We start from the raw sequence: 12,807 nt of genomic DNA, 5'->3' as shown, positions 1-12,807 counted from the left end.
CGCACGCGACACTCCATCGCTTCGGAATAAGACGGGATAGGCAAGGATGTTACGTTTTTCTACCGCAGGGGAATCCCACGGCGAAAGCCTGATTGCACTGGTTTCGGGCATGCCCGCAGGGGTGCCGATCGATGGTGCTTACGTGAACCGCGAGTTGTGGCGTCGTCAGCAGGGCTATGGCCGTGGCGGCCGCATGCGCATCGAGCAGGATACGGCGCACTTCCTCTCCGGCGTGCGTCACGGCAAGACCATCGGATCGCCGATTGCCATCGAGATCGAAAATCGCGACTGGAAAAACTGGACGGAATCGCTGCCGGTCGAAACGGGCGATCCCGCCAAGCACAAAGTTGTAGCGTCTCCCCGTCCCGGACATGCAGATCTGGCAGGCGCGCTGAAGTATGACTTTCCCGATGCGCGCTATGTACTGGAGCGGGCTTCGGCGCGCGAGTCTACGGCCAGAGTGGCTGCAGGCGCGGTCGCGAAGTCGCTGCTGCTGGAGCTGGGCATCGACATCGCCAGCCACGTCGTACGCGTCGGCGGCGCGGAGCTTTCGCGGGATGCGGCGTGGAGCGAGATCAGTGCGCTGCGCGATAAGGAAGAAGTGCTGCTGGGCTGCGTCGACGAGGAATCCGAAGAGCGGATGAAGGCCGAGGTCGACGTCGCGCTGCGCACTGGCGATTCGATCGGCGGCATCTTTGAAGTGGTGATCCACGGTGCTCCCGCGGGCGTTGGAACATACGCCAATTGGGATGAGCGGCTGGATGGAATTCTGGCCCAGGCGGTGATGTCGCTGCAGGCCGTGAAGGCGGTTGAGATCGGCCGCGGTGTAACCGCAGCGGCTTCGCTCGGATCGGCGGTCCACGACGCCATCGGCTATGCCGAGAGCGCGGAGAATGGTGCGCACACCCGCTTCACCCGCGAGCACAACAACGCCGGCGGCATCGAAGGCGGCATCTCGAATGGGGAGGACGTCGTCGTACGCGGCTATCTGAAGCCGATATCCACGCTGCGCCGTCCACTAGCTTCGGTGAAATTCGATACTCGGGAAGCGACAAAGGCGGCTTACGAGCGCAGCGACGTCTGTGTGGTCCCAGCGGCTGGTGTGGCGGCCGAGGCGATGGTTGCCCTGGCCTTCGGACGGCTGGTGCTGGAGAAATTTGGCGGAGATTCCCTGCGCGAAGTGAAACGTAACTATGACGGTTACGTCGACCAGATTCGCGCCTACTGAACGGATTGATGAAGTAAAGATGCTGAGAGAGATCGTCAAATATCCTGACCCGGTGTTGGAGCGGCCCAGCGAGCCGGTGACTGAGTTCAACGAAGAGCTGCGCACGCTGGTCGACGACATGTTCGAGTCGATGTACGAGGCCAAGGGCATCGGGCTGGCTGCGCCGCAGATCGGGGTCGCGAAGCGCATCACGGTCATCGACCTCAGCTTCCAGAAGGATCCCGAAGATAAGATCGTCCTCATCAATCCCGTGATCATCTTCCGCGAAGGCAAGCAGTATGAGGAAGAGGGCTGCCTGAGCCTGCCGGATATTCGCGAGAAGGTTTCGCGCGCGGCCAAGGTCACGGTGAAGGCCCAGGACGCTGACGGCGAATGGTTCGAGATGGATGGTGAAGAGCTGCTGGCCAGGGCCTTTCAGCATGAGATCGATCATCTCGACGGCGTACTCTTCTTTCGCCGCGTCAGCGCATTGAAGCGCGACCTGATCCTGCGACGCATTCGCAAGCTGCAGAAGGCCGGCGATTGGTAGGAAGCAGGGAAGCGTTGCGGGAGATTTTCGAGTAAGTACGGAATTGTAGGCTAGAGCATGGAGCAACAAAAAGGATTTCAGCCCTGGAAGCAGAGCGGGGACGCTCTGGTTTTGCAGGGTAGGTAAGGGCTTCAGCCCCTACATAAATACCCCGAAGAAATACGGCTTCAGCCGCCGAGGGACCGCATGCGAGAGAAGCGGAGACTCGACATGCCCATCTCGCAACCGGAATTGAACTGACTATGAGATTTGTTTTTTGCGGGACGCCTTCTTTCGCTGTTCCAACCCTGAAGGCAGTCCTCCGCGCCGGCCATGAATGCCTGCTGGTGGCCACGCAGCCGGACCGCCGCAGTGGACGCGGCATGCAGCTGGTCGCCCCTCCGGTGAAGGAAACGGCGATGGCTGCTGGTCTCCCGGTAGTGCAGCCGGAGAAGATCAAAAACAATCTTGAGTTCCGCGCGCAGCTCGAAGCGCTCGCTCCCGACGTCATCCTCATCGTCGCTTATGGACGCATCATCCCCAAGTGGATGCTGGATCTGCCTCGCTACGGAAACCTCAATCTGCATGGATCGCTGTTGCCGAAGTATCGCGGCGCAGCGCCCATTCAGTGGGCCATCGCGAGCGGCGAGCCGGTGACCGGCGTGACCACGATGCGCATCGATGAGGGCTTGGATACCGGCGATATGCTGCTGCAGCGCGAGATGGCGGTTGCTCCCGACCACACCTCGGAAGATGTGTATCCCCTGCTTGCTGAGATGGGCGCCGCGCTGATGGTGGAAACACTGGAAGGGCTTGTTTCGGGATCGATCATCCCGCAAAAGCAGGAGGATGCTTTCGCCACCTACGCTCCGATTCTGACGCGCGACGACGGGCGCATGGATTTTTCGCGGCCGGCAATGGACATCTACAACCGCTGGCGCGGCTTTCAGCCCTGGCCCGGCGCCTGGAGCACGTTGGAGAGCAAGAAGCTGATCGCGCAACGGCTGATGCCTCTCGACGCCGGCGCTTTGCAGCGCCGCGACGTGACGCCGGGGGAATTGCACGTCGAAGGCAGCCGGCTGTTTGTTGCCTGCGGCGAACACACCTGGCTGGAGATTGCCGAGCTGCAGATGGAAGGCAAACGGCGCATCTCCGCCGCTGAATTTCTACGCGGCCATGCGCTCAAGCCCGGCGATAGGCTCGGCTGACCATGATTGCCCGGGCACGCGAGACGGCCTTTCAGATCTTGCTCAAAACCACCACCACGACGGATGCGCACAGCGACGAGCTGTTACGCGCGCCCGAGGTGGACGCGCTATCGGCGCAGGACCGCGCCCTCACTACGACGTTGGTTCTCGGGACCTTGCGCTGGCAGCTGGCGCTCGATGCGCGGATTCGCCCGCTGCTGACGCGACCCGACGCGAAACTGAATCCGGCCATCGAAGTCGCTCTTCGTCTCGGCGCGTATCAGCTTTTTTATCTCGATCGCATTCCGCCGCATGCCGCTATCGGCGAGAGCGTGGAGCTAGCCAAGCGTGCGGGAGAAACCTTTGCCGCGGGCCTGGTCAATGCCATTCTGCGCAAGCTGGCCATAAAGCCACCTGCGGCTACCAAGCGCGAATCGATTGCCAAAACCTACGCGCATCCGGCATGGATGGTCGAGCGATGGATTCGTGCTTATGGAACCGGCGCAACACGCGCTCTCTGCGCCTTCGACCAGGAGCCCGCCGGAATTACCCTGCGCCTCCTTCATCCCGAGGCCGAATCCGCGTTAGTTGATGCCGGAGTCGAGCTGTCACCTGGAGAGTTCCTAGCGTCAGCAAGGCGCGTGGTGCGCGGAGACGTTGTTCGCACCGATGCCTTTCGGCAAGGCTGGTTTCGTATACAGGACGAAGGCTCGCAGCTGGTAGCGGAGCTAGCCGGCCATGGCGCGCACATTCTCGATACCTGCGCCGCGCCCGGTGGAAAAACAGCAATCCTCGCGGAGCGTAATCCTGACGCGCAGATTACCGCTTCCGACGCCAGCCGCAAACGCCTCGATGCGATGCGCACATCGCTGGCTCCGCTTGGAGAGCGCATCCGCTTCAGTGTCCAGGACGCGATGACCGCGCGTATGGAACCGGAATACGATCTGATACTTTGCGATGTGCCGTGCAGCGGCACTGGAACCATCGCGCGCAATCCGGAGATTCGCTTTCGCATGAATGAAGATGCAATCGCGCGTCATCATGATCGGCAGGTTCGCATTCTGTCGGCGGCGGTGAATGGAGTTGTATCCGGCGGAAGGCTGCTGTACTCGACCTGCTCTCTGGAACCAGAGGAGAATGAAGCAGTCGTGCAGGCGGTTCTAGCCAAGCGTCCGGAATTTCACCGCGTTCCGCTCGATCAGGAGTTAGAAAGGCTGGCGAGCGAAAAAATCATTTCTCACGACGGCCTGGCGCGGTTGCGCGATCACGCCATTCAGGATGGTTTTCTCCGCACGCTGCCCGGAACCCTGCAGTGCGATGGATTCTTCGCCGCGCTTCTGGTTCGAGCCTGAAAAAATCAGCATGCAGGGACTTTGAGAGAATGGGCATGCCATGGCGAAGAAGGGCTTTGAAGTTCAGTTAGAAGCGCTCGACAGGCTGTCCGAGCAGCCGGTTGCCGAATGGATCGAGCCTCTGCGTGCTGCACTGCGCCAGCGCTATAACTATGTCGTGGCTAAGGCTGCGGATCTCGCAGCTCGTCAGCGCCTTGTCGAGCTCACTCCCGATCTGCTGGCCGCCTTCGATCGATTCTTCGAAGATGCCGTCAAAAGCGATCCGCAATGCTGGGCAAAAAATGCGATCAGCCGGGCGCTGGCCGCATTCGAATTGCAAGACGCCGCACCGTTCCTACGCGGCCTCCGCCATGTCCAGCTGGAGCGGGTGTGGGGCGGCCGTTCGGACACCGCGGGCACGCTGCGCGGCACTTGTGCGCTGGCCTTGGTGCAATGCCGCGACATCCCCGAAGTCCAGCTCCTGCGGCATCTGATCACTGCTCTCGCCGATGCTGACAAAGGAGTGAGAGCGGACGCGGTGCGGGCCATCGAGCAGGTGGGCTCTCCCGCAGCGTCTCTGCTGCTGCGGCTGCGCGCGGAGATCGGCTCCGAGAGCGACAAAAACGAGCCCGAGATTCCGGGAGCCTGTTACGCTGCTGTCCTCCGGCTCGATGGCAACGCGGCGCTGGAGTGGGCCGCGAAATTTCTCGAAGGCGAAGACGACGCCAGCGGCGAGGCTGCTCTGGCCATCGCTGCGACGCACTCTCCTGAGGCTTTTGCACTGCTCCGAGACAGGTGGAACAAATCGCCCGATGTCTGGTTCTCTTCCGTGCTCTTGTCCGCGATCGCATTGACACGGCAGAGCGAAGCAACCGAGTTTCTGCTAAGCATGGTAGAGAGGGAAGCGATGCGCGCGGATCAGGCCATTGAGGCACTGCTGCGCTCCATGCCCTCTGACGACACAGTGCAGCGGCTGAAGGTTCTTGCCTCGCGCAATGCCCGGCTGGAGCGGGTCTTTGCCGAGAATCTGAAGGCTACTGCGCGACGGTAAGCTCGATCGGTGTCGACGCGTCGATGCGATGGCCTGCAGCCGGCTTCTGTGCAATCACCGAGCCTATGGGAATTGGTGGCAATGGCGCTGCAATCGTATCCGTGCTTTGCAGCGGCTGGACCGACACCTGCTGCTCTTTCATCGGCGCGAGCGTGAGTCCGGCGCGCGTGATGGTCAGCGCGGCGGAGGAAAACAACTGCCCGGTCAGCTCCGGCATTACGAATCCGCCGGTCGCGGCTGTGGCTGGCTCCGCGGCCACCAGCAGGCTTACGCTCGGTCGTTCCACTCCGGAAGCGTTGGGGGCAGGGTTCTGCGCGATCACCGCTCCCGGCGTTGCATAGGCATCCGGCATCTCGGCCTGTTGGCCGAGTTCGAGTCCGACGCGTCGAATCTCGATGGCGGCGAGTCGCTGGTCGGAGCCGGTAAGGTTGGGGATGGCGACCCGCTGCGGACCAAGGCTCTCGGTCAGGCGGACATGCCATTCGCGCCGCACCACCGCACCCGCAGCAGGCGATTGGCTGACCACCCGGCCCAGCGGAATATTCACACTGTAGAAGTGATTCTCGACATCGACTTCGAGGCCCAGCGATGCTGCCTTGCTGGTGGCTTCGGCGACGCTCAGATCTTTGAAATCGGGGACTGACACCTCAGCACCATGAATGGCGAAGTGCATCGTCACCACGGCCGAGATCATCGCCAGCACGGCGAGCATCAGCACAATAAGCCCAAACTGAAAGGCGCGAAACATTCCTGCTTCTTATTCTACTTTCACAAGAATATTGGCGGAGTATTAGTCCACGTATTCGATGGAATAGTCGATCTCGACGGACTTCTCCAGCATCATCGACACGGAGCAATACTTTCCTTTGGAGAGGGCAACGGCATCTTCCGCGGCTTTCTTCGCGACCTTGCCGCCGATGCGGTAGACAAGATGGATGCGGGTGAAGACGCGAGGAGCCTGTTCGGCGCGCTCCGCCGTGGCCGAGACGGTCAGGCCGGTGATGGGCTCGCGCTTCTTCTGCAGAATGCTCACGACATCGACAGAAGTGCAGCCACAGAGCGCGGCCAGTACGGCTTCCATGGGGCTCGGGCCGCCGGCATGTTCCGCACTCGAATCGAAAACAATCGTGTGGCCGCTCTCCGAGCGCCCCTCGAAGAGCATGCCTTCTTTCCATTTTGAGCTGGCAAGCATTCGTTTTCCTCGTCGGTAATTACTGGATGATAGCGATCTGTCGTTCTTCGGCCTATGCGCAGCTACTGTTTTACGCCCCGATAGAGACCGGCGATGCCGAAGCTGTAGGGAGTCCACGAGACGTTCGCAAAACCCACCGCGCGCATCAGTTCGAGCATCTCGGCAGGCGGTGGAAAGCGTTCTACCGAAGCCGGGAGATAAGCGTAGGCACTGCCCATTCCCGAGAGCCGCGCGCCGATGGAAGGCAGGATGCGGCGGAAGTAAAGGGCATAGAGCTTGCCGACGATCCCTCCAGGTTCGCTGAAATCGAGAATACCCAGTTCTCCTCCCGGTGCGAGCGTGCGATGGAATTCGCGAAGACCGGCTTCGTAGTTGGCGAGATTGCGGAATCCGAAAGCTGTCGTGATCAGGTTGAGCGAGTTCGAGGGCAGAGGCAGATGCAGCGCATCCGCTTCAAGGGCGATCGCATTGCGATTTTGGAATTTGGCGGCGCCCCGAGCCAGCATGGCGTGGGAGAAATCTGCGGCCAGGATCGGCCGCGCCTGTGCCGGACGGCGCCGCAGTAGCGCGAGCGTCATGTCTCCGGTGCCGCAGCAGATATCGAGGATGGATGCTGCGGGTTGCGTCAGGATGCTCTGGAAGCGGCGCGCCGTTCGCCACCACCACAGCCGATCGATGTTCATCGAGAGCACGTGGTTCAACAGGTCATAACGCGGAGCGATGCTATTGAACATCTGCTGCACGCTGGCTGCGGAGCTCTGTTCGTCGGACGCGCCGGCAGGTCGGGCTCCCGATGCGGAAGGCGTCATCGCGCAGCCTCTCGCAGAGTCCACTCGATGGCAGAAATCATCTCTGTGTCGGTTACATTTTCGACGACGATCGATTTCCCGATGCCGGTTGTGAGGACAAAGCGCCGCGTCCCAGCCTTGTTCTTCTTGTCGCGGCCGGCTGCTTCAAGGAGTGCGGGAACGCGGGCGCGGAAGCGGGGAAGCGGTCCATACGCGTGAATGATCGATTCGATGCGTGCGGCATCTTTTTCTGCGATCATCGCGCGACTGCGGCTAATGTGCAGCGCGGCCAGCATGCCCCAGGCAATCGCTTCGCCGTGTAAGAGCTTTTTGTAGCCGGTGGCGGCTTCGATGGCGTGTCCGATGGTGTGGCCGAAATTGAGAATCATGCGCAGGCCGGATTCGCGCTCGTCGATGCCCACGACCTCGGCCTTCATCGCGACAGACGAGCTGACCACACGGTTCAGCGCTGTAGGATCGCCGGCGAGAATCGCATCGCGATTGCGTTCGAGAAAGCGGAAGAGGCCCGGGTCGCGGATGATCCCCGCTTTGATGCTTTCGAAGAGGCCGGCCCGAAGCTCGCGAGGAGGAAGCGTCTTGAGAATGCCGACATCGGCAAAGACCGCGCGCGGATGATGAAAGCTGCCGACAAGATTCTTGCCGGTGCTGAGATTCACTCCCGTCTTGCCGCCAACCGACGAGTCGACCTGAGCGAGCAGCGTGGTTGGCATCTGGATGTAGTCGATGCCGCGCATGTAGATGGCCGCGAGAAATCCACCGATGTCTCCGATGATGCCGCCGCCAAAAGCTATCAGCAGCGAGGAGCGATCCGCGCCTGCGGCAGAAAGCTCAGTAGCAAGCCGTTCGACCTGGCTAAAACGCTTGTGCTGTTCGCCGGGTGGCAGGAAGAGAACCGAAAACGAATTGCCGGCGGGAAGCGATGCCTGAAACTGCTTGCCCCACAGCGACCAGATCTCCGGCGAGGTGAGGACGAAGAGCTTCGGCGCGCCTTTCCCGGCGATTTTGCGGAGATGAGATCCGAAGCGGGCAAGGAAGTCGTAGCCGACATGCACCGGGTAATCGGCGGAAGCAGTTTTTACGTGGATCGTACGCACAGTTTCATTATCGTACCAACCTCGGTCATGCCCAAGCCTGCATCTTTACGCCGAATAGCGCGTCTAAATGGGTTAATTCAGGATGGTAGCCTCAAACGTGATGGTTTCTGCTACAGAAGCGGATTTTTTGATTGTGGGCGCAGGCATTGCCGGATTGCGCGCAGCGATTGGCCTGGCCGAAGTTGGCCGGGTGCTGGTGGTCACGAAGGAAGTGCTGGGCGAATCGAACACTCACTACGCGCAGGGTGGAATCGCAGTCGCCATGAGCGGCGAGGAAGACGTGGCTCTTCATCTCGAAGACACGGTGAACGCCGGCGATGGGCTGGTAAATCGCGAAGCGGCGCGCGTGCTGGTCGAAGAGGGTCCGCTGCGCGTTGAGGAGCTTCTCGCCTGGGGGACCGGCTTCGATCGCGAGAACGGCCGGCTGATGCTCACGCGTGAAGGCGCGCACAGCCGCAACCGCATTCTGCATGCCAACGGCGACGCAACAGGCGCGGAGATTGGCCGCGCGCTGCTGGCGCATGCCCGAGGCCACCACAACATCACGCTGCTCGACTGGACAACCACGGCGGAGCTGATTGTCGAGGAGGGCGCGGTAACGGGCGCGGTGCTGCTCGACGCGGATGGCCGGATATTCACGGTGTCCGCTGGAGCTGTCCTGCTGGCCAGCGGCGGCGCGGGGCAGGTCTATAGCGACACCACCAATCCTGCTGTTGCCACCGGCGATGGCATCGCCATGGCCTGGCGCGCGGGAGCCGAGATCTCCGACATGGAATTCTACCAGTTTCATCCCACCGCGCTGAGCCTTCCCGGCGTGGGACGCTTCCTGCTATCGGAGGCTCTACGCGGCGAAGGCGCTTATCTGCGCAATGCGCGAGGTGAGCGTTTCATGGAGCGCTATCATCCGCTGCTGGAGCTGGCTCCGCGCGATGTGGTGGCCAGGGCAATCACTCGCGAGGGCATGGGCGAGCACGGCGGCGATCAGCTGCCCGTTTATCTGGACCTGCGGCACGTAACCGGCATCGATCTGGTCAAGCGGTTTCCCGGAATCTCGAAATTCCTGGCCCAGCATGGATTGAACATCGCAACCGACCTGCTGCCGGTGCGCCCTGCGGCCCACTATCTGATGGGTGGTGTGAAGACCGATCTCGACGGTCGCACTTCGCTGGCCGGACTCTATGCCGCGGGTGAAGTCGCATGCACCGGCGTGCATGGAGCCAACCGGCTGGCCAGCAACTCCTTGCTGGAGGGGCTGGTCTTTGGCGCGCGCGCGGCCCAGAGCATGCCCGAAGCGAAGAAGACACGTCCATCGGCTGCTGAATTCAAGCCGCACTTTGCTGCGCAGCCGCTGCCGGATATCGCTGCGCGTTTGAAGCATCTCCAGGAAAACATGTGGCGCGATGCCGGGTTACTCCGCGACATCTCCGGCCTGCGCAATGAGAGGCGCGACCTAGGACGCAGCGGCGAGCAGACGTTGTTTGCCCCGCAGCGCGATTCGGTGGAGCTGGCCAACCTCCACGTTGTTGCCGAATTGATCGTGCGTTCGGCGCTGGCGCGCGAAGAGAGCCGCGGAGCGCACTTCCGGAATGATTTTCCGCAGCGTGATGACGAGCACTTTGCGAAACACTCGGTGATGCGCGAACTCGCCGTCAGCTTTGAGGCGTCGGAGCAGGGTTCGCTGGTTCGGTAAAACGGCTGGCCAGCGCGAAGATGGCCAGCACGATCACGATGAAGGCCAGCGACCAGGTTGTCGGCACCTGATACCAGTGGCCGAGCAGCATCTTCAGTCCCACGAACGCCAGAATCAGCGCCAGCCCGTAGTGGAGTAGGCGAAGCTTGTCCAGGGCGCTCGATAGCGCGAAGTACAGCGAGCGTAGGCCGAGGATGGCAAAGATGTTCGAGGTGTAGACCACGAAGGTGTCGCGCGTGATGGCGAGCACCGCCGGGATAGAATCAAGCGCGAAGATCAGGTCCGTCGCTTCGACGGCGAGAACGATCAGCAAAAACGAAGTGAGCGCCGGCTTTTGCGGACCAACCCCGCGCAGGCAGTTTTTCTGCAGCCATCGCATAGGCGCAGAAGGTGTAGCTCCGCCGCCTTGCTTGTGGCGCATCAGGCGCACCGCCGCGATCAGCAGGAAGGCCCCGAAGACATATTCCAGCCAATCGAAGCGCGTCAGCAGCGATGTGCCGACGAAAATAAAGATTGCGCGCATGACGATGGCCCCGAGCACGCCCCATAGCAGCACGCGGCGCTGCTGCTCCGTATCCAGGCCGAGCGAGCGAAACATCAGCAGAAAAACGAAGAGATTATCGATGCTGAGCGAGCCCTCCACCAGATAGCCGGAGAGGAATTCGAGCGCGGGCTGCTTGCCTTGTGTCTGCGAGAGGAGCAGCGCGAAGCAGAAAGCCAGCGCGGCGACGACGACCGTCCAGCCCCACGCGGCGCGGATCGATACCCGCTTGCTGTGCCGCTGAAGAAGCGCAAGATCGACAAAGAGCAGCACACCCACGATCGCATGGAAGGCGATCCAGAAATTGAGCGAGGCGCCGGCGAAGATGTGGGAGGTGGTCATGCCCGTGTATCCAGGCATCGTCGAGGGGCAAGCGGGATGGAGGAACGCGGCATGCGAATCGGGATTCAGTCCATCCTAAAGCAGTTGCCGATAGGATGCTCAAGGCTGCTGTCGATTGAGGACTGCTGGAGATTCTTCGCTTCACCGCCCCGGATCGCACAGAATGACGAGGGGAGAGGCCGCTCTTACCTCTGGTTCACTAGCCGGATGGTTTCGAGAAAGACGTCGCCGGCAATGGTAAGGCTTTTTGCGCTTAGCTTATCCATGGTGTCGTCCACCGTGTGGTGATAGGCGTTGTCGTATCCGTAGTCGAGGTCGATGATGTCGGCGGACGGGACGCCGCGCTGCACGAAGGGCAGATGATCGTCCTCGATCTGGTTCTCCTGGGCAAAGAAGTAAGACTGATATCCGAAATGAGCGGCGGCCTGCTGCACCAGATCGAGCAGCCACGGCGTGGAATTGCGGTCGCGATAGATGTCCAGGTCCTTATCGCCGATCATGTCGGCGAGCAAGAAGGCTTTGACGCGCTTGAGCGTGCCGTCGCTCTGCCACTTCGCTGCCAGATGCTTGCTGCCATAGAGGGAGTCGGACGTCGACCAGCTCTTGACCGCTTCCTCGCCATCCAAGAAGACCAGCCACACGCTGTATCCATCGAGAGTGCGGCCGCGAAAATGATTGGCCATCTCGATCAGCAGGCCCGTGGTCGAGCCGCCATCGTTCGCTCCGACGAAATTGATAGTTCGCAGCGGATAGTTGGTCTCGTAATGCGTGGCCAGAACGATCACGCCATCCTTCTTGCCCGGAAACTTCACGATGTAATTGTGCATTTCCATCGGACCGGCAGGCGTGTTGGTGGTGAAGGTATCTACTTCGAGCTGATCGTGCTGGAACTGCTTGCGTAAAAAGGCTTCCGCCTTCACATGGCCGGGGCTGCCCACCCAGCGCGGTCCGATGGCGACGAACTGGCGCGTGTATTCGAGTGCTTTTGCGCCGTCGAAATGGGTGTCCGGCGCAGCAGCGTGAGCTATGCCGGAAATGGAGCAAAGCAGGACTGCAAAAATCAGGCGAAAGCGGATCACGCCGCTTCCTTCAGCCGCTTACGGCGCGCCGGGTGCACCATGAACGACACGCCAATGCTCAACAGGTAGAGAAAGAGCAGCGGAGCGGCGAAGACGCACATGGTCAGCGGATCGGGCGTTGGCGTGATGATGGCCGCGATGATGAACACGATCAGAATCGCGAACTTGATGTTCTTCCAGAGAAACTTCGGGCTCACGATGCCGAAAAGCGAAAGAAACAGGACGAGGATAGGCAGCTCAAAGGAGATGCCAAGACCGAGGATCACCGTGAGAAAGAGATCGGTGTACTCATTCACCTCGATCAGCGGGCGAAACTCGTGGCTGTATGCGAAGAGAAAATCCAGCGAGCCGGGGAAAACCCACCTGTATCCGAAGAAAGCGCCGGAGAGAAACAGCGTGATAGTAGCCACCATAAAGGGCATCACGTAGCGCTTCTCGTTCTTGTAAAGCCCCGGCGAGATGAAGAGCCACACCTGATAGAGGATCAGCGGTGCGGCGACGATGCAGCCCACCATGAAGCTGATCTTCAGGTACATGTTGAAGCCGTCGACCGGATTGTGGATCACCAGCTGCGTAGGCAGGTTGTGTTTTTTGAGCGCGAAGGTGATCGGCGCCTGCATCAGCTGGTAAATCTTCTCGTGGAAGCCATAGGCCACAAAGAATCCGACGACGAGATAGATCACCGAGTGAATCAGACGGCGGCGCAGCTCCTCGAGGTGTTCGAGGAGGCTCATGCCGGGGAGTTCTGCGCGCGA

13 protein-coding genes are annotated in these 12,807 nt (G+C 60.9%); 6 read left to right on the top strand and 7 right to left on the bottom strand.

Annotated elements, in window-relative coordinates; genetic code table 11:
• Positions 1-46 precede the first annotated feature (46 nt).
• From aroC to XX99_RS25280, 5 genes are all read left to right on the top strand, one after another.
• Positions 47-1,228 carry a chorismate synthase gene (gene aroC, locus XX99_RS25300; protein ID WP_050062181.1) on the top strand — a complete coding sequence of 394 codons (1,182 nt, stop codon included), beginning with the start codon at positions 47-49 and terminating at the stop codon, positions 1,226-1,228.
• 19 nt (positions 1,229-1,247) lie between these two features.
• Positions 1,248-1,757, top strand: a complete 510-nt coding sequence (gene def / locus XX99_RS25295; RefSeq protein WP_050062180.1) for a peptide deformylase — start codon at positions 1,248-1,250, stop codon at positions 1,755-1,757.
• A 242-nt stretch (positions 1,758-1,999) separates the two neighbouring features.
• On the top strand, positions 2,000-2,944 hold the full coding sequence (fmt, locus tag XX99_RS25290; RefSeq protein ID WP_050062179.1) for a methionyl-tRNA formyltransferase: 945 nt from the start codon (positions 2,000-2,002) through the stop codon (positions 2,942-2,944).
• A 2-nt stretch (positions 2,945-2,946) separates the two neighbouring features.
• Complete coding sequence (gene rsmB / locus XX99_RS25285; protein ID WP_050062178.1) at positions 2,947-4,275, top strand: 16S rRNA (cytosine(967)-C(5))-methyltransferase RsmB; 1,329 nt, start codon at positions 2,947-2,949, stop codon at positions 4,273-4,275.
• 40 nt (positions 4,276-4,315) lie between these two features.
• Complete coding sequence (locus tag XX99_RS25280; RefSeq protein WP_050062177.1) at positions 4,316-5,305, top strand: hypothetical protein; 990 nt, start codon at positions 4,316-4,318, stop codon at positions 5,303-5,305.
• Here the strand turns inward: XX99_RS25280 and XX99_RS25275 are convergent.
• The 4 genes from XX99_RS25275 to aroB form a co-directional block, all read right to left on the bottom strand.
• On the bottom strand, positions 5,289-6,053 hold the full coding sequence (locus XX99_RS25275; protein ID WP_050062176.1) for a PASTA domain-containing protein: 765 nt from the start codon (positions 6,051-6,053) through the stop codon (positions 5,289-5,291). The two genes, XX99_RS25280 and XX99_RS25275, sit on opposite strands and share 17 nt — an antisense overlap.
• 42 nt (positions 6,054-6,095) lie before the next feature.
• Positions 6,096-6,497, bottom strand: a complete 402-nt coding sequence (locus XX99_RS25270) for an OsmC family protein (RefSeq protein ID WP_050062175.1) — start codon at positions 6,495-6,497, stop codon at positions 6,096-6,098.
• A gap of 62 nt (positions 6,498-6,559) precedes the next feature.
• Positions 6,560-7,306: a ubiquinone/menaquinone biosynthesis methyltransferase gene (locus XX99_RS25265; RefSeq protein ID WP_050062174.1), complete on the bottom strand. Its 747-nt coding sequence runs from the start codon at positions 7,304-7,306 to the stop codon at positions 6,560-6,562.
• Positions 7,303-8,400, bottom strand: coding sequence for a 3-dehydroquinate synthase (gene aroB, locus XX99_RS25260; RefSeq protein ID WP_050062173.1), 1,098 nt, complete (start codon positions 8,398-8,400; stop codon positions 7,303-7,305). Before aroB ends, XX99_RS25265 begins: the two co-directional genes overlap by 4 nt.
• A gap of 100 nt (positions 8,401-8,500) precedes the next feature.
• Between aroB and nadB the strand changes: the two genes are divergently transcribed.
• Positions 8,501-10,090, top strand: a complete 1,590-nt coding sequence (gene nadB, locus XX99_RS25255) for an L-aspartate oxidase (RefSeq protein WP_050062423.1) — start codon at positions 8,501-8,503, stop codon at positions 10,088-10,090.
• On the opposite strand, the gene XX99_RS25250 is transcribed toward nadB, so the two are convergent.
• From XX99_RS25250 to tatC, 3 genes are all read right to left on the bottom strand, one after another.
• Positions 10,050-10,973: a TerC/Alx family metal homeostasis membrane protein gene (locus tag XX99_RS25250; protein ID WP_050062172.1), complete on the bottom strand. Its 924-nt coding sequence runs from the start codon at positions 10,971-10,973 to the stop codon at positions 10,050-10,052. The two genes, nadB and XX99_RS25250, sit on opposite strands and share 41 nt — an antisense overlap.
• Before the next feature lie 185 nt (positions 10,974-11,158).
• The gene (locus tag XX99_RS25245) at positions 11,159-12,052 is read right to left on the bottom strand and encodes a M28 family peptidase (protein ID WP_231581616.1); all 894 of its coding nucleotides are present in this window, start codon (positions 12,050-12,052) and stop codon (positions 11,159-11,161) included.
• Positions 12,049-12,786: a twin-arginine translocase subunit TatC gene (tatC, locus tag XX99_RS25240; RefSeq protein WP_311732211.1), complete on the bottom strand. Its 738-nt coding sequence runs from the start codon at positions 12,784-12,786 to the stop codon at positions 12,049-12,051. The genes XX99_RS25245 and tatC overlap by 4 nt, the downstream gene beginning before the upstream one ends.
• Positions 12,787-12,807: the final 21 nt, after the last annotated feature.

This window comes from Silvibacterium bohemicum (assembly GCF_001006305.1).
In the GTDB taxonomy this organism is placed as follows: Bacteria; Acidobacteriota; Terriglobia; order Terriglobales; family Acidobacteriaceae; genus Silvibacterium; species Silvibacterium bohemicum.
Note: the sequence above shows the minus strand (reverse complement) of the source record. Positions and strands in the feature narration are given on the sequence as shown.